This is a genomic window from Parvibaculum indicum (genome assembly GCF_011762095.1).
Lineage (GTDB): Bacteria > Pseudomonadota > Alphaproteobacteria > Parvibaculales > Parvibaculaceae > Parvibaculum > Parvibaculum indicum.
Map to the genome: position 1 here is coordinate 37,206 of NZ_JAASQO010000001.1, position 23,243 is coordinate 60,448.

Here is a 23,243-nt window from a genome sequence, read left to right on the forward strand (position 1 = left end):
GAGCGTAAACGGCGGCGGCGTTCTGTCCGATATGACGCAGCGTCGGCTTGAGCCGGTGGAGGAAGCACCATTGCCTGCGGGCCCGTTCTGCATGTAGATAACGACCATGCCCATGCCTTCTCCTTCCATAGCGCGCGGATTCTCCGGCGAACTGCCGCCCGCCCGGTTCAACATGGCTCGCTATTGCCTCGAACGGCAGGCCGCCGGGACGCCCGACAAGACCGCCCTCATCGTCGTGTCCGATATCGCTCGTCCCGTAAGCGAGGCCGAGTGCTGGACCTATGGCGCGCTGGACGATGCCGTCCGCCGGATCGCAGCCGGTTTGCTGGCGGAAGGGTTTGAAGCCGGCGACCGCATCATGATCCGTATGCCGAATACCAGCGAATACGCACTGCTCTTTTTCGGCGCGCTGGCGGCGGGTCTGGTGCCGCTGCCGTCATCCTCCCAGTTGACCGCGCATGAGGCCGAATTTCTGCTTTCCGACTCCGGTGCCAAAGCCGTGGCCATCGCCAAGGACATGGTTGTCGACGCAGGCGGCGCGCGGATCTTCGACGAGACGGCCATCCACGCGCTGAGAGAACACGAGCCCCTGCCCGACTATGTCGATACGGCGGCAAACGATCCGGCTTTCCTCGTCTACACCTCCGGCACCAGCGGGCGCCCGAAAGGCGTATTGCATGCGCATCGCAGCGCCTGGGGCCGCCGCCCGATGTATCGCGGCTGGTACGGCATCCGGGCGGACGACGTGATGCTCCACGCCGGTGCCTTCAACTGGACCTACACGCTCGGTGTCGGCCTGACCGACCCCTGGGCCAATCGCGCGACCACGGTGCTCTATAACGGTCCGAAAGACGTTCAGGTCTGGCCCCGGCTGATGGAGGCCGCCGGCGCCACGCTGTTTGCCGCGGTGCCGACGCTCTACCGGCAGATCCTGAAATATTGCGATCTTGCAGAACACGACATGTCCACGCTGCGTCACGGCCTCACCGCGGGGGAAGCGCTCTCTCCGGCGCTTCTCGCCCACTGGCAGGAAGCAACCGGCAGGAACCTCTATGAGGCGCTGGGGATGAGCGAGTGCTCGACCTATGTCTCCACGGGACCGGACATGGAAATCCGGCCCGGCTCGCCCGGAAAACCCCAGCCGGGCCGATGCGTCGCGGCTCTGCCCGTCGAACGCGGCACCGAGCCGCTGCCCGCTGGCGAGACCGGCCTCCTCGCTGTTCACCGCAGCGATCCGGGCCTGATGCTGGGCTATTGGCGCCGCCCCGGGGACGAGGAAGCCGTCTATCGCGGAGAATGGTTCATCGGCGGCGATCTCGCCGCTTTCGACGAGGACGGCTACCTCTGGTATCGCGGCCGCGCTGACGATGTAATGAACGCCATGGGCTATCGCGTATCGCCGCAGGAGGTGGAAGCGGCGCTGGCGGAACATCCCGACATTGCGGAAGTCGCCGTCACGGAACTTTCCGTCCGCGAGGATGTGAAAGTGATCGCGGCCTATATCGTTCCGCGCGAAGGGGCCGCGCCCGACAAGGCCTCCATCGAGGCGTACGCGAAAGAAAATCTCGCCGCCTACAAATGCCCCCGCGAAATCCTGTTTGTGGAAAAGCTGCCCCGCACGGCAAACGGAAAGGTCATGCGCCGCGCTCTTCATCAGCCGGACTGATATATCGGCGTGAAGGGCTATTCGGCCGTCAGTCTCCGGCCACGGCGTCGAACGTATTTGTAATCTCTTCGGAAGGTTGCCGCTCCATCAGGCTTGCCACGACGATCGCAACCATGGCGAAAACGAAGCCCGGAAGAATTTCGTAAATCTCGAAAAGCCCGCCGGAGAGGTGCTTCCAGACAAGCACGGTCACGGCCCCGACAATCATGCCCGCGAGCGCGCCGTTGCGTGTCATCCGTTTCCAGAAGAGCGACAGCAATATCACCGGCCCGAAAGCCCCGCCGAAGCCCGCCCATGCATAGGCGACGAGCGAGAGAACGCTGCTCTCCCTGTCGGACGCCAGAATGACGGCGACGATGGATATGATCAGCACGGACAATCGTCCGACACGAACGAGTTCCGCGGGGCCCGCCTGTTTGCGATAGAGGCGTTTGTAGAAATCCTCCGCCAGCACGCTGGCCGACACGAGAAGCTGCGACGAGACGGTGGACATGATCGCGGCCAGGACGGCGGCGAGCAGGAAGCCCGTGACCCAAGGATTGAAGAGAACCTTCGCGAAATTCAGAAACACGCTTTCGGGATTGTCGAGCGGCGCCTCCGCGAAATAGGCGATACCCGTAAAGCCCGTCGCGATGGCGCCGTAAAGCCCCAGCACCATCCATGTCATGCCGACGGCCTGCGCCACGGGAATCTCGTCGGCATCCCGGATCGCCATGAAGCGCGCGAGAATATGCGGCTGCCCGAAATAACCGAGCCCCCATGCCATCAGCGACACGGCGCCGATGAAACTCGTTTCGTGAAATACATCGAGAAAGGCGGGTGACTGAACGGTCGCGACAGCGGAAAGCGTGGCGTCCCATCCCCCCAGCGACGAAATGGCGACGGCGGGCACGATCAGCAGCGCGAAGAACATCATCACGCCCTGAATGCTGTCGGTCCAGCAGACGCCGATAAAGCCCCCGATGAATGTGTAGGACACGATGGCGAGAGAACCGATCAACAATGCCGGGAAATAGCCCAGTCCGAACGTCTCCTGAAACAGGATCGCACCGCTGACGAGACCGGCGGACGTATAGATCGTGAAGAAGATCAGGATCACGATCGCCGAGGCCACCCTGAGCAGCCGGCTTTCATCGCCGAAACGGTTCTCGAAATAGTCGGGAATGGTGAGCGCATCCCCCGCCTGTTCGGTGTAGCGGCGCAGGCGCTTTGCCACGAACCGCCAATTGGCGAGCGCGCCGAATGTAAGCCCTACCGCGATCCAGACCTGGTTGAGGCCGGAGGCGTAAAGCGCGCCGGGCAGCCCCAGCATCAGCCAGCCGCTCATATCCGAGGCCCCGGCCGACAGGGCGGTGACGGCGGCGCCGAGGCTGCGTCCGCCCAGAATGTAGTCGGACAGGTTTTTGGTCAGCCGGTATGCGGCCATGCCGACGCCCAGCATCGCCAGGAGGTAGAGCACCAATGCGATGAGGGTCGGCGTACCCACCGCGGTTTCGGTCATTCCTTGTCCCCGCCCTCACCCGGGAACCGCCGGTCGTGCAGATGCGCAAGCGAAAGCGCCACCGCGACAAGCGGCAGCAGCAACACGATCCAGCTTGAAAACGCTATTCCCCCGGTCATGGGGCAACAGTGAGGGGGAATCGCAGGCCGTGTCCAGCCTGTCGTCCTAGAGGCCCTCGGAAAGGGGCAACGGGATATGGACCTTGTCGCCCTGCGCCTCGCGCACGGGGCCCTGGATATCGAGAAACTGGTCGCAAGCAGCCACGAACTTGCGTCCGAACCCGAAAAATGCTTCCCCGGCGTCCAGTTCGTAAGTCCAGGTGCAGGCCAGAAAGCCCAACACGAATCCAAAAAGCAGCTTTTCCATAACTCAGAAGCCATCCCGTCAGTGGATTGCCACCAATTTAGGCAGGCTAGTGAGTTAACCTAAATTAATTATTAACAGAGACTTTCCCAATTCCTCCGTATTTATACCTAATTAGAGCGATTGGCCGTCATCGACCGTGAAAAGAGACCCGGTAATGAAGCGCGAATGGTCGGATGCAAGCAGCAAAAGCGTGCCGTCGAGGTCCTCTTCCAGGCCGAGCCGCTTGCGCGGCCAGCGACGGATCTGCTTCTGACCGCCCTCCGAAGCGAACCAGTCCGAGTTCAGCTCCGTCTCGATGAAGCCCGGGCACATGGCGTTCACATTGATGTTGTGCCGCGCCCATTCCTTGCCGAGCGACCGCGTCATCATGCCGACAGCGGCTTTCGTCATGCAGTAGATGGTAAGGCCCGGCAGAACCGTATGCGCGCCGATCGAGGCGATATTGATGATGCGCCCGCCCTGCCCGCGCGCGATCATGCTCCGGCCCGCGGCCTGCGCCATGAAGAAGGCCCCCCGCACATTGGTATCGAACATGGTGTCGAAACCGTCCGGCGTGACATCGGCCGGCAGCGCCTCCACGTTCATGCCCGCATTGTTCACGAGAATGTCGACGGGACCGAGCTGCGCCTCGGTTTGTTCCATGCAGGCCGCGATGCTGTGCGTATCGGTAACGTCGAGCGCGATAGAGGCCGCCTTGCCGCCCATCGCCTCGATTTCCTTTTGCAGGTCGGCAAGACGTTCCACGCGCCGCCCCGTAATGGCGACCCTGGCGCCCGCCTTGGCGAGAATCAGGGCGAAGCGCTTTCCGAGGCCGCTGGTTGCCCCGGTGACGAGCGCCACCTTGCCGGTCAGATCGTGGGACGGCAGTGAGATTTCCCCTGCGTCAGCCATGCAACACTCCCTATCATGCTGATTTAACGTGCTTTTCCGTTCCGGCGGAGCATAGGGCCGCCGCCATGGGCGTCAAGCCGGGGCCCCCGCCCTTGCGAAGCCGCGCCGCCGCCTTTCTAATTCCCTGACGTCATTTGGAACCTTTGGGAGACGAGCCATGCAACTCGATGTCGTGTCGGATGTGGTCTGCCCATGGTGCTATATCGGGAAGAAGCGGCTGGACACGGCGCTGGAGATGCGCGGACAGGAGGGCATCACCCTGCTTCACCGTCCTTTCCAGCTCGACGCGACCATTCCCGCCGAAGGCGTCGACCGCAAAGCCTATATGGAAAAAAAGTTCGGGCCGGACCGCGCCCGGAATCTCGGCAACACCATTCGCGAAGCCGGAGAGGCCGCGGGCATAACCTTCAATTTCGACAGGATCGAACGCTCGCCCAACACGCTGGACTGCCATCGTCTGATCCGCTGGGCCGGCACGGCCGGCGTTCAGGGCCGGATGGTCGACACCCTGTTCCGTCGCTATTTCGTCAATGGCGAGGATGTCGGGCGGCATGACGTCCTGGTGGACGCCGCCAACGAAGTCGGCATGGACACGGCCATCGTGGAAGATCTTCTCTCGCGCGACGCGGACAAGGAGCTCATTCGCCGCGAGGACGCGCTGGCGCGCGAAATGGGCATACAGGGCGTGCCGACCTTCGTCATCAACTCCCAATGGATCATGGTCGGCGCGCAGGAGCCGGAAACGCTGGTGCGTATGTTCGACAAGCTGATCGCCAAGGAGAAGGCGGAAGCGGAAGAACAGGCAGACGCATGACGCCTCAGGCCGCAGCCACGCCCTCTCCCGCCATTTCGGCCAGATTTTTCATCAGCCGGAACGTGCCCTGAAGCCGCTCCTCCGGGGTTTCCCAGTCGCGCTTGAAAACGAGTTTGTGGTCGGGCCGCAATTTGGCCTTGCCGCGTTCGTCGTTGATCAGCTCCACAAGCGCCCCCGGATTGGGGAACGTGTTCTCGCGGAAGGTCAGCACGACGCCCTTCGGCCCGGCGTCGATCTTCTCCGCGTTCGCGCTACGGCAGAACCCCTTGATCTCGATGATCTTGAGCAGGAATTCGACTTCCTTCGGCAAGGGACCGAAACGGTCGATGAGTTCCGCGCCCAGACTGTCCACCTCCGCCCGGCTTTCGACATCGGAAAGGCGTCTGTAAAGCGCCATGCGCGCATTGAGGTCGGGCACATAATGCTCGGGGATAAGAACGGGCGTGCCGAGGTTGATCTGCGGCGACCACTGACCTTCCTCCCCGTCTTCCTCTCCGCCGCCCCGCATGGACGCCACCGCCTCTTCCAGCATTTCCTGGTAAAGCTCGTAGCCGACTTCCTTGATATGGCCGGACTGTTCGTCGCCGAGCAGGTTGCCGGCGCCGCGTATGTCGAGGTCGTGGCTTGCCAGCGTGAAGCCTGCGCCGAGGGAGTCGAGCGACTGCAGTACGCGCAGGCGTTTCTCCGCCGTCGCGGTCAGCGTCCGGTTGGGGGGCACGGTGATATAGGCATAGGCGCGCGCCTTGGACCGGCCGACGCGGCCGCGGAGCTGGTAAAGCTGCGCCAGACCGAACATATCCCCGCGATGAACGACAAGCGTATTGGCGGTTGGAATGTCGAGCCCGGATTCCACGATCGTCGTGGCCAGCAGAATGTCGTATTTGCCGTCATAGAAGGCCGACATGCGGTCTTCGATTTCGCCGGGCGCCATCTGGCCATGCGCGGAGATGTATTTCACTTCCGGCACATATTCCTTCAGAAACTCTTCCGCTTCCGCCAGGTCCGAAATACGCGGCACCACATAGAAGCTCTGTCCGCCGCGATAATGTTCGCGCAACAGAGCCTCCCGGATCACCACCGGATCGAACGGCGTCACATAGGTCCGCACGGCCAGTCGGTCCACCGGCGGCGTGGCGATGATGGACAGTTCGCGCACGCCCGAAAGCGCAAGCTGTAGCGTGCGCGGTATGGGTGTCGCCGTCAGGGTCAGGACATGGACTTCCGCCCGCAGCTTCTTCAGGCGTTCCTTGTGCCCGACGCCGAAATGCTGCTCCTCGTCGACGATCACCAATCCCAGATTGCGGAATTTGACCTGTTTGCCCAGAAGTGCATGCGTACCGACGACGATATCGATATCGCCATTGGCCAGCCCTTCCTTCGTTTCGGACAGTTCCTTCTGGGAGACGAGCCGCGACATTTGCCGGACATTCAGCGGCAAGCCATGGAAGCGTTCCGAGAATGTCTTGAAATGCTGCCGTGCCAGCAATGTCGTCGGCACCACGACCGCGACCTGATAGCCCGCCATGGCGGCGACGAAGGCGGTGCGCAGCGCAACCTCTGTCTTGCCGAAGCCGACATCGCCGCAAATCAGCCTGTCCATGGGGCGGCCTCTTGCGAGGTCTTCAAGAACGGCCTCGATGGCCTGTTCCTGGTCTTCCGTTTCGGTAAAGGGAAAGCGCGCGCAGAATTCGTCATAGGCGCCGGGAGCCGGCTCCATCACCGCGGCTTTCTTGAGTTCGCGCGCGGCAGCGATCTTGATGAGTTCGCCCGCCATTTCGCGAATGCGTTCGCGCAATTTCGCCTTGCGCGACTGCCAGCCCGTGCCGCCAAGGCGGTCGAGCTGGGTGGTCGTGTCGTCGCTGCCATAGCGCGACAGAAGTTCGATATTCTCGACCGGCAGATAGAGCTTGTCGCCGCCATGATAGACCAGCAGCAGGCAATCATGCGGCGCGCCCATCACTTCCACGGTCTGCAGGCGCTCGAAGCGACCGATACCGTGATCGACATGCACGACGAGATCGCCGGGCGTGAGGCTCGACGCCTCCGTCAGGAAGTTTTCGGCCCGGCGTTTCTTGCGGTGGCGCACCAGACGGTCGCCGAGCACGTCCTGCTCGGAAATGACGGCAAGGTCGTCGGTTTCGAAACCGGCTTCCAGACCGAGAACAATCAGTGAAACCGTCGCTTTGTTAGCAGTGTTAACATCGGCCCAGCTCTCGGCGGGGAGAACATTCCGGATACCGTGGTCGCCGAGAACATTCTCCAGCCTGTCGCGCGACCCCTCGCTCCAGCTCGCAATGGCGATCCGCTTGCCCGCTTTTCGCAGCCCCTGGATGTGCCCGCCGAGCACCTCGAAGATATTCACGCCGTCCTGCGCCCTCTCCGGGGCGAAACTGCGTCCCTGCCGGGCACCGAGATTGAGCGCGGCTATCCCCTCATGTTCGGGAACGCTGAAGGGGGAAAACACGCGGCTGCGCCGCGCTTCGAGAATGCCGTCCCACTCCTCCCCGGTCAGATAGAGCGCTTCCGGCGCCAACGGTTTGTAGCTGGGGACATCGATGGTCTTCACTTCGCGAGCGGAGATGCGCGCATCATAATAGTCCTGGACCAGTTCCAGCCGGGACGTCCGAGCCTCATCCGCCAGCGCATCCAGCGTCACCAGCGCATCGGGGATAAAGTCGAAAAGCGTCTCGAGCTTTTCATGGAACAGCGGCAGCCAGTGCTCCATCCCCTGATACTTGCGGCCCTCGCTGACGGCCTCGTAAAGGGGGTCCCCATCGGTCGCCGAGCCGAAGGTTTTCACATAGGCGGCACGGAACCGGCGGATCACTTCTTTCTCAAGCTGAATCTCGCCCGCGGGCACCAATTCTATAGCTGAATCTTGCCCGGTTGTGCGCTGGCTCTCGGGATCGAAGGTCCGGATGGCGTCCAGCGTGTCGCCGAACATGTCCAGGCGAACCGGTGCCTCGAAGCCCGGCGGAAAGACGTCGAGAATGCCGCCGCGCACCGCGAATTCCCCGCTCTCCCGCACGGTTCCGGTACGAATATAGCCATTATCGGAGAGATATCCGGCCAACGCATCCATATCGATGCGGTTGCCGACATGCGCCGACCAGGCCGTTCCCTGCACATTATCGCGCGCGGGAACGCGCTGAAGCGCGGCATTGACGGTCGCAAGCACCACGACCGGGCGCCCATCCGCCTTGCCGGAGACGAGACGCGACAGCGTCGCCATCCGGCGGCTTACAATGTCGGGATGGGGCGAAACGCGGTCGTAGGGAAGACAGTCCCAGGCCGGAAACTGCTCCATATCGATGTCCGGCGCGAAATAGGAGAGCGCCTCCGCCATGGCGGACAGCCGTGCATCGTCCCGTGCGATGTGAAGGATCGGCCCCTCGCCCGCCGCGGCACGCGCTCGCGCCAGATCGATCAGCACCAGCGCGTCGAAGCCCTCCGGGACCTCACCAAGCGTCAGCCGGCCCGGGGCGGTTCGAATTTTGTCCAGTTCCTGCAAAATCGGCTCTCGGATAGCGAATATGGCGGGATCAGCGCCACATCTTCTCTTCCATGTGCTTCAGGGAGCGGATGCGAGCGAAGAGCGGCGTATCGTGTTCGGCGGGCGTCTTGTCGCGTCCTGTGATCCAGTTGTAAAGCTCGCCGTCCGGCAACTCGATCAGCTCCTCATAAAGATCCAGATCTTCCGGCGAGAGCTTGTCCAGCTCGGTATCGGCGAAATGGCCGAGGATCAGGTCCATTTCCTTCATGCCCCGATGCCAGGAACGGAATTTGAGCCGCCGGCGGCGGGTTTCGAGGTCTTCGGGCGCGGCGTCGCTCATCATCGTCTCCTGTCGGTTCAACGCGAGGATATAGACCTCTCGAGCCCGTCTGTCAGCCTCGCGGGGGCGAAGACAGAGGGTTAGAATGCCCTCATGATTCCGCAGATGCCGAAAATGGATCAAATGACCCCGAAAACGGCCATGAGCCTGCGTTTGAGGAATGGCCGGATATTGGGATATGCCGATGGCGGCGATCCCGAAGGGGCACCTGTGCTTTATTTCCATGGATTCCCCGGATCGCGGCTGGAAGCCACGCTTTTTCCGGTGCCGGGAATCCGCCTGATCGGTATCGACAGGCCGGGATACGGGCTCAGCACACCCGACCCCCATCGCCGCCTGGCCGATTGGGCGGACGATATCGCCGAATTCGCCGACCGGATAGGCCTGCCCCGCTTCGGCGTCATCGGCCTGTCCGGCGGCGGTCCCTATGGCGCCATGATCGCCCATGCGCTCAGCGAACGCGTGAGCGCGCTTGCGCTGGTCTGCGGCCTCGGGCCGCCCGAAGCCCCCGGCATGACGGCAGGCCGCCTGAAGCTGCTGGGAAGCGTCGGCCGGAGCCGCCTCGCCCGCTTCGGCCTGTCGCAGCTTGCCAGGCGCCTGATCCATTCCGACCGCGCCGTGACGCGGCTGAAGCGGGTACGGGACCGTATGCCACGTGCCGGCGCGGATATCGACCTCATGCGCGGCGGGCTCGAAAACGCCATGCTGGCGAGCTGGCGTGAAGGGCTGTCCCGCTCCTCTCTCGGTATGTCCACCGACGCGCGGATCTATGGCGAGGACTGGCCCTTCGACCCGTCCGTGATTGCGGTTCCGACAACCATCTGGCATGGCCGGGCCGACACCATCGTGCCCGTTTCCATAGGCGAGTTCTATGCCAAGGCAATGCCTGAGGCGGAGGTGCATTTTCCCGAAGCCGAGGGCCATTTCTCGGTAGTGGTAAACGGCCTCGAACACATCGCCGCCTTTCTCGCCCGGCATGCGGAAGACGCGGCATGAGACCGGAAATCCTGTTCCCCCTCTTTGCCCCCGCCCGTTCCCTGCCGGGCATCGGTCCGCGCATGGAGAAGCTGGTCGAAAAACTGACCGGCCCGAATGTCGTCGACCTCTTATGGCATCTTCCCTCCGGTCTCATCGACCGCCGCGAGCGCCCGAAGATCAGCGAAACCAAAGACGGTGAAATCGCCACGATGGAAGTGACGATTGGCCTTCATGTGCCCGCGCGGCGAAAGGGGCTGCCGTACCGCATCCACATTCATGACGAAACCGGCGAGATGCAGCTCGTCTTTTTCAACCCGCGAGCCGACTATCTCGCCAGAACATTTCCCGAAGGAGCGCAGCGCATTATCTCCGGCCGCATAGATTTCTATCAGGGCGAGCCGCAAATGACGCATCCGGACCATGTTGTCGCTCTCGATGAAATCGAAAAGCTGCCGCTACTGGAAGCGACTTATCCCCTGACGGCGGGACTGCCGCAGAAATCGGTCCAGAAAGCCGTTTCCGGCGCATTGGAGCGGGTGCCGGAACTGGTGGAATGGCAGGACACAGGGTGGCTGGCAAAGAAGGCCTATCCGTCATGGCGCGACGCCGTGCTGCAGGCGCATCGCCCGCAATCGCTGGCCGACCTGAAACCGGAGGCCCCGGCGAGGGAACGGCTCGCTTTCGATGAATTCCTGTCGAACCAACTGGCGCTCGGATTGGTGCGATTGCGGATGAAAAAACTGCCGGGACGCGAAATCGCAGGAGACGGCCATCTGCGCAAAAAGGTCGTCACGGCCCTTCCCTTCGCGCTCACCGGTGCGCAATCTCGCGCCCTGCACGATATCGACGACGACATGCGCAGCCCGCATAGAATGTTGCGGCTGTTGCAGGGCGATGTCGGGAGCGGCAAGACGGTCGTCGCGCTGCTGGCCATGCTGAATGCCGTCGAGGCCGGCTACCAGGCGGCGATGATGGCGCCGACGGAAATCCTTGCCCGGCAACATTATGCCGCGCTGGAACCGCTTTGCGCCGAGGCGGGGATAAAGATCGCGCTCCTTACCGGTCGCGACAAGGGCCGCCAGCGAGCGCAGATATTGCAGGATGCCGCCACGCGAGAACTGGATATCCTCGTCGGCACGCATTCGCTCTTCCAGGCGGACGTCGCCTTCCATGCACTGGCGCTCGCCGTGGTCGATGAGCAGCATCGCTTCGGCGTACATCAGCGGCTGGAACTTTCCGGCAAGGGCGGAAAGGGAACCGACGTGCTGGTGATGACGGCGACCCCCATCCCTCGAACGCTTACGCTGACCGCCTATGGCGACATGGAAGTCTCCAAGCTCGACGAGAAACCGCCGGGACGAAAGCCCGTCGACACGCGCGCCATGCCGCTCGAAAAGCTGGACGACGTGGTGACCGCCATGCGCCGCGCGCTGGAAGCAGGTGCGCAAGTCTACTGGGTTTGTCCCCTCGTGGAGGAAAGCGACGAGGTCGATGCCGCCGCGGCCGAGGAGCGATATAAACATTTACGCGGTATCTTCGGAGACAGCGTGGCGCTTATTCACGGTCGCATGAAGCCTGCCGAGAAGGACGCAGTCATGATGCGCTTCGAACAGGGAGATGCGCGTATCCTCGTGGCGACGACCGTCATCGAAGTGGGCGTCAACGTGCCCAATGCGACGGTGATGGTCATCGAGCACGCCGAACGCTTCGGTCTGGCGCAGCTTCATCAGCTGCGCGGGCGCGTCGGGCGCGGCGCGGAAAAATCGACCTGCCTTCTGCTCTATGCATCGTCTCTGGGAGAAACGGCGGCGGCGCGCATCCGTATCATGCGGGAGACCGAAGACGGTTTCCGGATCGCCGAAGAGGATCTGCGCCTGCGCGGCGCGGGCGAATTGCTGGGCACACGCCAAAGCGGATTGCCGGAGTTTCGGATCGCCGACGCGGAGAGCCAGAGCGATCTGCTCGCCGCGGCCTATGACGATGCAAGGATGATCCTGGAACGGGACCCGGAACTCGAAACGGAGCGCGGCAAGGCGCTCCGTACCCTTCTCTACCTTTTCGAGCGGGACGAAGCCATCCGCTATCTGAGATCGGGTTAAAGCTCGATCATCTCGAAATCCGATTTGGGTGTCCCGCACATCGGGCAGACCCAGTCCTCCGGAATATCGGCCCAGCGTGTACCCGGTTCCAGACCTTCATCCGGGTCGCCTTCCGCTTCGTCATAGATGTAGCCGCAGGTCTGGCATTGCCACACCTTGAATTCGGTTTCCGCCATGATCGCGCTCCAATCAGTTCATCTTGTAGCGGATGGGAACATGCTTCGGTCCGCAGACGAAATTCGACTGGCTGAGTTCGGCAGCGCCGTTGAGCTCGATGGAGTCCAGCCGCGGCAGCAATTCCTCCCACAGGATACGCATTTCCATCTTGCCGAGATGCTGCCCAAGGCAGACATGCGCCCCATAGCCAAACGCGACATGCTTGTTCGGCGAGCGATCGACCTTGAAGGAGAACGGATCGTCGAACACATCCTCGTCACGATTGCCCGAGGGATAGGAAAGCATCATCCAGTCGCCCTTGGCAATCTTCTGTCCCGCCACTTCGGCATCCGCCGTGGCGGTGCGCATGAAATGCTTCACCGGCGTGGCCCAGCGGATCGACTCGTCCAGATAGTTCGGAATGAGAGACGGATCCTTCTTCAACATGGCGAACTGGTCGGGATTTTCGGCAAGCGCCCAGAGACCCGACGCCGTCGTGTTCGAGGTCGTGTCATGACCGGCCGTGGCGACGATGATGTAGTAGGACATCGCTTCCAGCTCGCCGAGCGGACCGCCATGCACCTGACCGTTCGCAATAACGGAAGCGGCGTCCTCGCGCGGATGAGCTCGGCGGTCCTTCGTCATCTCCGAGAAATAGGCGATGAACTCACCGACCGTTTCCTGCAGCGCAAGAACGCGCTGTTCGTCGGTCATCTCCTGCTCGCCTGTGCGTGACAGCTCGGGATCCGCGGCGCCGAAAAGCTCCTGGGTGAGCTTCAGCATCGTCGGCTCGTCTTCCTCGGGCACACCCAGAATTTCCATGATGACATGCAGCGGATAGAGGAACGCGATGTCGCTTGCGAAATCGCACTCGCCGCCCTTCGCGGCCATCTTGTCCACCGCGCCGCGCGCAATCTCGCGGATGCGCGCTTCAAGCTTCTTCAGGTTCTGCGGCATGAACCAGGATTGAGTAAGTTTCCGGTAGGCCATGTGGTCCGGATTGTCCATCTGGACCAGAGAGCGCACGAGATGCGGCGAGCCGCCCATCATCTCCCGGACCATGCGGTCGCCTTCCTTCGTCACGAGCGTGGTGGCGCGGTCGCCATTGTGAAAAAGCTCGTTTTGACCTTCGACCGTACGAATGTCGTCATATTTGGTGACGACCCAGAACGGATCGAAGCCTTCCGGCTCGGCAATGGCGAGCGGCATTTCGCGGCGGAGATATGAGAAGGCATCGTCCACCGGCTTGTTCTCGCCATAGGCCTTGGGGCCGACGATCGTTTCGGCGATTTCCTGAGGAATCCTCATCCTGTGCTCCCGACTGTTTATGCGCGCTGCCCTGCGCTTTTTATGTCCGCCAATTCTGGCGCATCCGAGCCTAGGGAAAAAAGCGCCAAGGTGTCGCGGATGACGTGGCGTAAAGCATCGGGATTTCTTGTTTTCCGCGCGCACCGCTACGACAGCCTTACGCTGCGTCAGGCGGCCCGTCGCGACCGATCATTCCGGCAAGAGAGGATTCGAATCCTCCGCGGCACGGTGCGGCGGTTCGACCAGCCCCGCTGAAATGATCATTTTCGCGCCCTCTTCTATCGACATATCGAGAATAGTGATGTCTTCCACGGGAACAAAAAGGAGGAAGCCGGAGGTCGGATTAGGAGTCGTCGGCACGAAAACGCTCACCAGCTCGCAGCCCGTGCGGGTCGCAAGCTCGTTTTTCGTCCGTGTCGTGATGAAACAGATCGAATAAATCCCTTTCCTGGGATACTCGATCAGGCCGACTTCGCGGAAGGACTGATTGCTCTGCGAAATGACGGTCTCGAAAATCTGTTTGAGAGCGCCATAGATGCTCCGTACCACAGGCATTCGCGACACAAGCCGCTCGCCCGCGTTCAGGATCGTCCGGCCAATGAAATTAGCCGTAATGGCGCCCAGCATCGTGAGCAGTACGAAAGCGATGATAAGACCCAGACCCGGAATTTCGACCGGCAGAAAATTATCCGGCCTGTAGGGCGCAGGGATCAGTGGCGTAAACCAGTTGTCTACCAGGTCGATGAACCAGGTCGTGATGTAGATCGTCAGGCCGATCGGCGCAGCCACGACGATGCCCGTCAGAAAGTAGTTCCTGATCCGGGTGGCAATGCCGTGCTTCTTCGGTGGCAGGATCAGCGGTTCGCCGGGTCCGTCCCCCGCTTCTTCCGGATTCGAGGTGTCGCTGTCGGTCTTTTTCGCTGTCATTTCCGCGGCCGCACTTTCATTCGCGGCTCTTGACGCCGCGTCTCGCTGGGGTTCCTCGATTGTAACCAAGCAGCCCTTTCCTGTCAGAATTTTGCGCTCCAAGATAGGCTCAGCAGAATTCGAATAGAGGCGCCCGAAGGCGTCCGGGAGGACCCAATGAGCAATGCCGGCAAAGGCACGAAAATCCGTCTCGCCCCGGAGGACGAATATCCGCATACACCGGATACCGCCGCAAATTACAATGAAAGCATGTATTTCAATGTGTTCGATCCGGCGCGGCGGATCGGCGGCTGGTTTCGGCTCGGCAACCGCCCGAACGAACGCTATGCCGAGATGACCATATGCCTCTACCTGCCCGGCGGGCGCGTGGCCTTCATGTACAAAAAGCCCGAAATCACCTCCAATGACGAGATGAACGCTGGCGGGCTGCGTATCGATGTGGTGGAGCCGTTCAAGCACCTGAAGCTCAACTACACCGAGAAGGCGCTTCTTCTCGACCGGCCCGGCGAGATGGCGGATCCCAAAAAGGCCTTCACTGAAAACCCGACCCTGCCCTGCACCGTGTCCCTCGATTTCAGGGGCGTTTCGCCCATGTTCGGCGGCGAGACCGTGAAGGAGGACGGATCGTCTCTCGCCCTCGACCCGGAAAAATCCTTCGCCAAAGCTCACTACGAACAGCACATGGCGGTCGAGGGGAGATTCACCCTGGGCGACGAGAGCTTCGAGATTTCCGGCTTCGGGCTTCGTGACAAGAGCTGGGGGCCCCGCTACTGGCAGGCGATCCATTGGTATCGCTGGCTGCCGATGAATTTCGGCCCCGATTTCGCGATGATGATTTCCATCGTCACCAATGAAGAAGGCCAGGAACGTCAGGGCGGGATGGTCCTGAAGGACGGAAAATACGATCTCATCCGGAAATGCAGCATCGACAGCGAATGGGACGACAACTGGTACCAGACCTCGCTGAAGGCCCATGTCGAGACGGAGTCAGGCGCGCAATACGATGTCGAGGGCGATGTGATCTCGCTCATCCCGCTGCGCAATCGGCGCAAGGCACCTGACGGCACGGACCTCAACACCCGCATTACCGAAGGCATGACCGAATATCGCTGCAACGGGATGACCGGTCTGGGCATGTCGGAATATCTCGACCAGATCGTCGACGGCAAACCGGTAAGCGTGGCCTGAGATGAGCGATAGGAACAACGACTTCACCGCTTCGCTCTCCGAGGCGGTCCGGCGCCATATCGAGGGCGCAACGGGCGTCGACGGGCTCCAGCGGCTATCGGGCGGCGCGAGCCAGGAAACCTGGGCCTTCGATGCAACGACCTCGAAGGGGACGCCTCTCCCCCTGATCCTGCGGCGCGCGCCGGGTGGAACGCGGGCGGAAAAGACGACGGCTGTGGCGCTTGAGACGGAAGCCGTACTGATCGAACTGGCGGAAAAAGCCGGTGTGCCCGTTCCCACGGTACGCCACGTCCTGACGCCGGAAGACGGCGTTGGTCAAGGCTTCATCATGAACCGGCTGACGGGCGAGACGATCGCCCGCAAGATCCTCCGGGACGAGGAATATGCCGAGGCGCGGCCCAAACTCGCCCGGCAATGCGGCGAGATCCTTGCCCGCCTGCACAGCATCGACAAGGCGAAACTGCCGGCGCTGCGCGTTGCGGCCGCCGGAGAGGAAATCAGGCAGTACCACGCCACCCTGCGCGAGCACGGTCACCCTCACCCCGTTTTCGAATTGGCCTTCCGCTGGCTCGAAGACAATCTTCCCGCCGGGGACACCGAACTTACACTCGTCCATGGCGATTTCCGGAACGGCAATCTGATGATCGGACCGGATGGCGTGCGCGGGGTCCTCGATTGGGAACTCGCCCATATCGGAGACCCGATGGAAGATCTCGGCTGGATCTGCGTGAACTCCTGGCGCTTCGGCAATATCGACAAGCCTGTCGGCGGCTTCGGTACGCGAGAAGATATGTTCGCGGGTTACGAGGCAGTGAGCGGCCAGAGCGTCGACCCCGAACGGGTGAAGTTCTGGGAGGTACTGGGCACCCTCAAATGGGGCATCATGTGCACAAGTATGGTGACGGCCTTCAAAAGCGGTCTCGACCCCTCCGTGGAACGCGCCACCATCGGCCGTCGCTCGTCTGAAACCGAGATCGACCTGCTGCGCCTGCTGGCGCCGCGAAGCTGAGGAGAACGCCATGCAGGACCAACCCACATCGGCTGAACTCGTCGGCGCGGTTGCCGACTTCATTCGCACCCACGCCATGCCCCAGCTGGAAGGCCATGCCGCGTTCCATGCCCGCGTGGCGGCCAATGCTCTGGATATCGTGAAACGCGAACTAGAGATCGCGCCGGAGGCGAATGCCGGAGAACATGATCGCCTGAAGGCATTGCTGGGCGCGGACGGAAGCCTGGACGATCTGAACCGCGAACTTTGCACCCGTATCCAGGCCGGAGAGCTGACGCTCGACACGGAGGGGCTCAAGGATCACCTCTGGGCTACGACACTCGCCAAGCTTGCCGTCGATCAGCCGAAATATTCCGGCTACCGGCGGGCGCTTGAAGAGGAAAATGCAGAAAAATAGGTAATCCGGCTCAGGCTACCTGCAAAAACAACTGTTTCTTCACGACTGAAAAGCAAATATGGCGCTTCAATCCGAAGTGGTGAGTAACGGTGTACGAAGCGTCGGACCCGAAATACGTTGAAGTCTCGCTGGCCCAGCTGCCCGACCGGCATCCGGTCGCGTTCTTCGCGCGGTACTGGGACGCCAAGCGGTCTGTCGCTCGCCCGCTGCCCCATCGGACGGACATCAGACCCTCCGAGATGCTCCCTGCCATCCCCTGGCTGCTGATCCTGGAAAAATGTAGCGATGCGCAATTCCGCTACCGGCTCGCGGGAACGGGCTGCACAGAACTGTTTGGCGTCGATTACACCAACCGGCTGTTGGGAGAAAACATCGATCCTGAAGCCACGAAGATCCGGTTGCAAGAGTTCGAATATGCACTCAACGCGCGCGAGCCGATCTTTTCGCGGACACCGCTTCCCATTCCCGATCGCGAGTTCATTACGGCTTATCGCGGCGTCTTTCCGATAGCGACAGACAGCGCCGAAGCCGACCAGATCTTCTGTGTCATCGCTGCCGACAAGGCCAGGATCTGATCAGAACTGGAAATACAGAAACTCGCTGATCCGCTGAAGGCTGAGAAAGGCCAGAGCGCCGGCACCGCCCACTGCCACGGCATGGGGTATTCCCGGACGCCAGCGGAGAAGTTTTTCACGCCACCGAGTGCCTTCGACAGGCAGGAGAAGCGGATCCTGTTTCCGGTCCGCCCATGAATAGTTGAAAGCCGGATTGGCCCTCGCCAGCCACTGCTGAGTGTTCGGCCAGTACCAGACGACCGCCAGCCAGAAGACCAGCCAGCAAGCCGAAACGGCGAAGTCCGAAAGAGGCATTCCCAGCGGCGATGAAAACATCGACCGATAGATCGTGAATGCGCCTTCCATGGTTTCGGCCCGGAAAACCACCCACGCCATGGCCACAGCGAAAAATGTGAGCAAACGTGCGACAAGGCGCGACCACCAGCGGTTGATCGGCGCGATGCCGAGGGCGCGCCAGCCGTGATTGATGATGAGATAAAGCCCGTGCATCGCGCCCCACAACGCAAAGGTCCAGGCCGCGCCGTGCCATAAGCCGCCTATCGCCATCGTGGCGAAGAGGTTCAGATATCGCCGATACTTCCCTTTCCTGTTGCCGCCGAGCGAGATGTAGAGATAGTCGCGCAGGAAACGCGAAAGCGTCATGTGCCAGCGGCGCCAGAAATCGATGATGTTTTCCGACTGATAAGGCGAATGGAAATTGAGCGGCAGACGAATACCGAAAATTCGGGCCGCCCCGATGGCCATATCCGAATAGCCGGAAAAATCGAAATAAATCTGGAGGCTGTAGGAAACCGTTCCCTGCCACGCCTGCAGGAAAGTTACATGCTCGCCCTGATCGGCCAGAGAAAAAACATGCGTTGCGACCGGGGCGACATTGTCTGCCAGCACGACTTTCTTGAAGAGACCGATAAGAAAGATCGTCGCTCCGATGGAGATATTCGTCCAGTCGAAATTGAAGCTCCGGTTCAGTTTCGTCTGCGCGAAGATTTCCTTGTGATGCACGATTGGCCCCGCAATGAGCTGGGGAAAGAACATCACGAAGAAGCTGTATTCGAGAAAGCTGTGGGGCTCGACCTCGCCTCGTCGCGCATCGACCAGATAAGCGATCTTCTGAAACGTAAAGAAGGATATGGCGAGTGGCAGAATGACGTGCTGAAGCGGAATGTCCGTCTCCGCGACCGCGTTCACGCTGCCGATGAAGAAGTCCGCATATTTGAAATAGGCAAGAGAGAGAAGGTCGACCGACACGCCGAAGGTCACCAGCGCGGTCGCCCGCCCCCCATTCGGCCGGCTCCTTTCCGCCATGATCAGGCGTGCGAGCAGAAAGTTGAAGACGGTAAGCCCGATCAGCAACGGGAGGTAAAGCGGGTTCCACCATCCGTAAAAGAAAAGAGACGCAAGCACCAGAAAGCCCAGTGCCGCCTCCCTGCCCGCCCGCGCACGGATCACGAAGCAAAGCAGCGCCGTGACAGGCAGAAAAACGAAAATGAAAACCGGCGAGTTGAAAAGCATGCGATTACTCCCTCGCCGCCAGCTTGTCATTGAAACGACGAAGCCCCGCGATATGGGCCGCCATCAACCGATCGAGATTCATCTTCTTGACGTCCAGACCCGGCCCGGGATCTCCGGCGAGGAGATGCGCAGCGACCACGCGGTTGACGCGATAGGCATAGTGAGACCCGTCGGGCGTGTTGCGAGGATCGGCGGTCATCCTTGTCACCACACTGAAATCGACGAAGCGGTCGAAATGCTGAGACGCCTTCTTCAGACCAGTCAGGTAGGATCGCAGCTCCCCCTCACGCTCCATGTCCTCGACGCGCCAGGCGGAAATCGGGGGGACATAGCCGACAAAACGAGCGTCGGGAAAATAGGCGCGTAGCTGGCCGTAAAGCTCCGAGACTTCGGGCTTGAACGGGCCGGCGCTCCGATCCCGATGGTCGGGCCTATATGTTTTGAACGAATGCGGGAGGCGGCAATCGAAATCGATTGTGCAGACCCAGTCATCCGGAGTGCGCGCCCGATGGGCTTCCCACGAACGCTGGAGTCCGTCGATAGATGCATAGACCTTGAAGGGGGATGGTGGCTCCTCACCCTTCTTCACGAAGGGCGGTACATTCCACCCGCCGACAGTCTCGAAATTGAAATCATCCACACCTGTAATAACGAGCTTGGGCCGAAATCCGCGATCGCTCAGATATTTGGCGTAGTAGACAAACTCGCCGATACGCCCGGCGCTGAAGGCCAGATTGAAGCATTTATGCTCTTCGAGCAGATGCGTTGGCAAAAGGATCGTCCGGGAACTGCCGAAAATCAGACAGTCATACCGATCTCGCTCGGCGAGCAGGTGATAGAGTTTCTGGCGACGCTCATCGAAGCGTGTGGCATGCGCCAAAGCCGCGTTGCCGCCGAAATAATGCAGCGGATCCACAGTAAAATTGACAGCAAGCGCGGAGCCCGTGATCGCGCCGGCGGTCAATATCATTGCGCTGAGATAGCGAATGAGCACCAGCCGGTGCCCGCGGCGGCGCGCGTCGTTCGGACGATGGCCGGATTTCTTATCCACGCTCCCTCTCGTGCAGTCTTGGCTGGACCACAAGAAACAGGGAGTTTCGGGCACTTATCTGGAGAAAATGAGCCTTGTTTTGGGCAATAAGACGACCACTCACACACAATGCAAAAAAGGCCGGTCAAGACCGGCCTTTTTCAACATCCATGCCCGGGACGTTTAAGCCCCTTCGGCACCGATGATCGTTACCGAGCAGACATTCTGCGACGGCGCACCGCCGAGATTGTGGGTGAGGCCGATCTTGGGATTGGGAAGCTGGCGTTCCCCTGCCCGGCCTTGAAGCTGCAGATACATCTCATAGGCCATGCGCAAGCCGGAGGCCCCGATCGGATGCCCGAAGCACTTCAGGCCGCCATCGATCTGGCAAGGCACCTTGCCGTCACTGTCATAAAAGCCGTCCATCACATCCTTCACCGCGCCGCCTTCCGGTGAGATGAAGAGGTCCTCCATGGTCACAAGCTCGGTGATGGAGAAGCAGTCATGCACTTCCATCATGCTGACCTGCTCGCGCGGATTGTCGATACCGCCTTCCTTGTAGGCTTTCTTGGCGGCGATGCGCGCGGTGTGGAAGTAGCTGCCGTCCCAGCTATTGTGCTGTGATTCAAGGCCGTTGGAGACGGAAAGCTGCATGGCCTTCACCGTCACGACATCCTTCTTGCCCATCGCCTTGGCGATTTCGGGCGTCGTGACGATAGCCGCCGCCGCGCCATCCGAGACGCCGCAGCAATCGAAGAGCCCGAGCGGTTCTGCGATCATCGGCGCGTTCATCACCTGCTCTTCGCTGACTTCATTGCGCAGATGTGCCTTCGGATTCTTGGCACCATTGGCATGGCTCTTCACCGAAACATGCGCAATGGCGCGCTTCAGGTCTTCCTTGGCCACGCCATGCTTGGCGCGATAGGCCGAGGCGAGCTGCGCGAAATTGCCGGGCGCGGACCCGCTCGGCGACCATTGTGGATTGAGCGTCCCCATATTGCCGACCGGCAGACCGCCATATCCTGTATCTTTCAGCTTCTCGACGCCGACCGCGAGTGCGATGTCGCAAGCGCCCGAGGCCACCGCATAGACCGCGCCGCGCAGCGCTTCCGATCCGGAGGCACAGAAGTTTTCGACGCGTGTCACCGCGATATTGGGCAGACGCAGCGCCAGGGAGAGCGGCGTACCGCCCTTGCCCGTACCGATGTCATCGATATGCGTCGAAAACCACGCCGCATCGATCTGTGTCGGTTCGATTCCGGCATCCTGCATTGCCTCGAGATAGGCCTCGACCATCAACTCTTCGGGACCGCTGTCCCAGCGCTCGCCGAATTTCGAGCAGCCCATGCCGACGATCGCAACCTTGTCCTTGATACCTGTAGCCATGATTTCCTCCCGTTCGGGAATTTCGTGTTGGTTTATCGTGGTTGATTATTCGGCAGCCTGCGCGCCCGCGACGCTGGCCGGCATGGGAACGGCTTTCCAGAAATAGCGTTTAAAACCACGCTTTTCGTCGACTTCCTTCACACGGAAGACGAGCCGCACTTCCATGCCCGATTCCACATTGCCGACTTCGACATCGGTAAAATCCATCATGATGCGGCCGCCTTCGTCGAACACCACCATGCCGTAATGATTGGGCGGGTTCATGGAGAAGGACAGATAGTCGGCCGACCAGCTCAGAATTTTGGCCTTCTTTTCTGCAAACTTGTAGGGCTCCTGCGTATCGACCGTGTGCTTGTTCGGATTGACGGAGATGCGCGAGCGGGGAAACTGGATAACGCCCGTTTCCGTGCAACGGCCGCCGACGAGCCCCATGATCATGTCCTCGTTGCGGTAGAGCGTGGTGAGCGCGGTCTTCTTGTCCTGCTCGGCGCGCATACCCCTTTCCCATTCAACGAGACCGTTGAAGGTCAGGAACTTCATGTAATTGGTCTCTTCGACCCGCTCGGCGAGCGAACCGGCGATGCCGCGCTTGCCGGACATCGTGGAAAGCTTGTCCGTCACCTCGAAGATGAGCGCATCGCAGCCGCCGCCGAATTGCGCCACCAGCACCTTGTCGCCGGGCTTGGCCTCGGTCTGAAGCGTGTTGATGAGCATGACCAGCGCATGCGCGGTGCCCGTCTCGCCGCAATTGGCGGCCAGCGTATCGCGCGCGATCTCGGGGTTGAGGCCGCATTTCTTCGCGAGGCCCGTGATGAACTTCATGCCGAAGGTGGACGGAATGATGAAATGCGCGATGTCCTCGCCCTTGAGGCCGGCATCGTCCAGCGCCGACTTCACAGCGCGCGGAACGATCTTGGAAAAACCCTCATCTCGGATCCAGCGCTCTTCCCAGTTGTAGTCGAACTCTTCCGTATCGCCCCGGAAATGATCGACGAAATCCACGGTCAGGCTCGCCCCGCCGAGATATTTGGCGATCACATTGTCCGTGCCGACGGAAAGCGCCGCCGCGCCGTCGCCGAAATCGAGTTCCTGAGCAGTCACCGCTTTGGTCTTGCGATGATCGGAAGCGAGCACCAGCCCGTTTTTCGTCTCTCCCGATTTGGCGGCGGCAAGCGCCTGCATCAGTGCGCTCGTGCCCGCGCGCTGCGTGGACGATACATCGATCGCCCGCACACGATCTTCCAGTGTCAGCGCCGCTGAAATGATGCCGCTGTTGAGACGGTCCGCGAACGGCATGGTGGTCGAACCGAAATAGACCGCATCCACATGGCTGCGATCGTCATCCGGGCCGAGCAGGTCGCGCGCGGCCTCAACGGCCATCGTCACGGAATCCTCGTCCCAATTGGCCATGGAGCGTTCGCCCTTGGCTTTGCCCATGAAATTCGGCGCTACCCACGCATTGGCCTGGGCGATGGCCTTTCTTTGCAGCCGGAGGCGGGGGATATATCCGCCAAAGCCCGTCAAACCTACTGTTTGCTCGGCCATAGGTCCTCCCATCACATATTTGTGCTTGTTTTGGGAGGAGTTTAGGAGCGATTGAGCGGTCC

General features: G+C 61.1%; 21 protein-coding genes. 8 read left to right on the forward strand and 13 right to left on the reverse strand.

The features are described from left to right. The first annotated feature begins 112 nt into the window (after positions 1–112). Positions 113–1,666 (forward strand): acetate--CoA ligase, encoded by a 1,554-nt coding sequence (locus tag FHS78_RS00190; RefSeq protein ID WP_167089911.1) that lies wholly within the window; start codon positions 113–115, stop codon positions 1,664–1,666. 28 nt (positions 1,667–1,694) lie between these two features. Here the strand turns inward: FHS78_RS00190 and putP are convergent, their stop codons facing one another. From putP to FHS78_RS00205, 4 genes are all read right to left on the reverse strand, one after another. Next, positions 1,695–3,167 (reverse strand): sodium/proline symporter PutP, encoded by a 1,473-nt coding sequence (gene putP / locus FHS78_RS00195; protein ID WP_167089108.1) that lies wholly within the window; start codon positions 3,165–3,167, stop codon positions 1,695–1,697. Next, positions 3,164–3,286 (reverse strand): hypothetical protein, encoded by a 123-nt coding sequence (locus FHS78_RS19555; protein WP_281356537.1) that lies wholly within the window; start codon positions 3,284–3,286, stop codon positions 3,164–3,166. The genes putP and FHS78_RS19555 overlap by 4 nt, the downstream gene beginning before the upstream one ends. 46 nt (positions 3,287–3,332) lie before the next feature. Then, on the reverse strand, positions 3,333–3,533 hold the full coding sequence (locus tag FHS78_RS00200; protein ID WP_167089110.1) for a hypothetical protein: 201 nt from the start codon (positions 3,531–3,533) through the stop codon (positions 3,333–3,335). A 111-nt stretch (positions 3,534–3,644) separates the two neighbouring features. Then, a complete protein-coding gene (locus FHS78_RS00205; RefSeq protein WP_167089112.1) occupies positions 3,645–4,424 on the reverse strand; it encodes a glucose 1-dehydrogenase in 780 nt (259 codons plus the stop codon). Positions 4,425–4,581: 157 nt separating this feature from the next. Between FHS78_RS00205 and FHS78_RS00210 the strand changes: the two genes are divergently transcribed. After that, on the forward strand, positions 4,582–5,238 hold the full coding sequence (locus tag FHS78_RS00210; RefSeq protein ID WP_167089113.1) for a DsbA family oxidoreductase: 657 nt from the start codon (positions 4,582–4,584) through the stop codon (positions 5,236–5,238). A gap of 4 nt (positions 5,239–5,242) precedes the next feature. On the opposite strand, the gene mfd is transcribed toward FHS78_RS00210, so the two are convergent. After that, positions 5,243–8,749: a transcription-repair coupling factor gene (gene mfd, locus FHS78_RS00215; protein WP_205305138.1), complete on the reverse strand. Its 3,507-nt coding sequence runs from the start codon at positions 8,747–8,749 to the stop codon at positions 5,243–5,245. A 31-nt stretch (positions 8,750–8,780) separates the two neighbouring features. Next, positions 8,781–9,071: an FAD assembly factor SdhE gene (locus tag FHS78_RS00220; protein ID WP_246220286.1), complete on the reverse strand. Its 291-nt coding sequence runs from the start codon at positions 9,069–9,071 to the stop codon at positions 8,781–8,783. A gap of 114 nt (positions 9,072–9,185) precedes the next feature. Between FHS78_RS00220 and FHS78_RS00225 the strand changes: the two genes are divergently transcribed. Both FHS78_RS00225 and recG read left to right on the forward strand, forming a co-directional pair. After that, positions 9,186–10,067, forward strand: a complete 882-nt coding sequence (locus FHS78_RS00225) for an alpha/beta fold hydrolase (RefSeq protein WP_167089118.1) — start codon at positions 9,186–9,188, stop codon at positions 10,065–10,067. Further along, entirely contained in the window at positions 10,064–12,148 is a 2,085-nt protein-coding gene (gene recG / locus FHS78_RS00230; RefSeq protein ID WP_167089120.1) for an ATP-dependent DNA helicase RecG, read from the forward strand. Before FHS78_RS00225 ends, recG begins: the two co-directional genes overlap by 4 nt. On the opposite strand, the gene FHS78_RS00235 is transcribed toward recG, so the two are convergent. The 3 genes from FHS78_RS00235 to FHS78_RS00245 form a co-directional block, all read right to left on the reverse strand. Continuing rightward, on the reverse strand, positions 12,145–12,324 hold the full coding sequence (locus FHS78_RS00235; RefSeq protein ID WP_167089122.1) for a rubredoxin: 180 nt from the start codon (positions 12,322–12,324) through the stop codon (positions 12,145–12,147). The genes recG and FHS78_RS00235 overlap by 4 nt on opposite strands. 13 nt (positions 12,325–12,337) lie before the next feature. Continuing rightward, a complete protein-coding gene (locus tag FHS78_RS00240; protein ID WP_167089124.1) occupies positions 12,338–13,612 on the reverse strand; it encodes a cytochrome P450 in 1,275 nt (424 codons plus the stop codon). Between the two features lie 189 nt (positions 13,613–13,801). Beyond that, positions 13,802–14,641, reverse strand: coding sequence for a DUF502 domain-containing protein (locus FHS78_RS00245; protein ID WP_246220287.1), 840 nt, complete (start codon positions 14,639–14,641; stop codon positions 13,802–13,804). 54 nt (positions 14,642–14,695) lie between these two features. Between FHS78_RS00245 and FHS78_RS00250 the strand changes: the two genes are divergently transcribed. The 4 genes from FHS78_RS00250 to FHS78_RS00265 all read left to right on the forward strand — a co-directional run bounded on the left by FHS78_RS00250 (position 14,696) and on the right by FHS78_RS00265 (position 17,708). Next, positions 14,696–15,727 carry a DUF7064 domain-containing protein gene (locus FHS78_RS00250; RefSeq protein WP_167089126.1) on the forward strand — a complete coding sequence of 344 codons (1,032 nt, stop codon included), beginning with the start codon at positions 14,696–14,698 and terminating at the stop codon, positions 15,725–15,727. A gap of 1 nt (position 15,728) precedes the next feature. Beyond that, on the forward strand, positions 15,729–16,736 hold the full coding sequence (locus FHS78_RS00255) for a phosphotransferase family protein (RefSeq protein WP_167089128.1): 1,008 nt from the start codon (positions 15,729–15,731) through the stop codon (positions 16,734–16,736). A gap of 10 nt (positions 16,737–16,746) precedes the next feature. Then, entirely contained in the window at positions 16,747–17,133 is a 387-nt protein-coding gene (locus FHS78_RS00260; protein WP_167089130.1) for a DUF6285 domain-containing protein, read from the forward strand. Positions 17,134–17,222: 89 nt separating this feature from the next. Then, positions 17,223–17,708 carry a PAS domain-containing protein gene (locus FHS78_RS00265; protein WP_167089132.1) on the forward strand — a complete coding sequence of 162 codons (486 nt, stop codon included), beginning with the start codon at positions 17,223–17,225 and terminating at the stop codon, positions 17,706–17,708. Here FHS78_RS00265 and FHS78_RS00270 read toward each other — a convergent pair whose 3' ends face one another. The 4 genes from FHS78_RS00270 to FHS78_RS00285 all read right to left on the reverse strand — a co-directional run bounded on the left by FHS78_RS00270 (position 17,709) and on the right by FHS78_RS00285 (position 23,181). Then, positions 17,709–19,220 (reverse strand): MBOAT family O-acyltransferase, encoded by a 1,512-nt coding sequence (locus FHS78_RS00270; protein WP_167089134.1) that lies wholly within the window; start codon positions 19,218–19,220, stop codon positions 17,709–17,711. Between the two features lie 4 nt (positions 19,221–19,224). Continuing rightward, positions 19,225–20,271, reverse strand: a complete 1,047-nt coding sequence (locus FHS78_RS00275; RefSeq protein WP_167089136.1) for a hypothetical protein — start codon at positions 20,269–20,271, stop codon at positions 19,225–19,227. 162 nt (positions 20,272–20,433) lie between these two features. Continuing rightward, positions 20,434–21,636: an acetyl-CoA acetyltransferase gene (locus tag FHS78_RS00280; protein WP_167089138.1), complete on the reverse strand. Its 1,203-nt coding sequence runs from the start codon at positions 21,634–21,636 to the stop codon at positions 20,434–20,436. 45 nt (positions 21,637–21,681) lie between these two features. After that, positions 21,682–23,181, reverse strand: coding sequence for a hydroxymethylglutaryl-CoA synthase family protein (locus FHS78_RS00285; protein WP_167089140.1), 1,500 nt, complete (start codon positions 23,179–23,181; stop codon positions 21,682–21,684). Positions 23,182–23,243 lie beyond the last annotated feature (62 nt).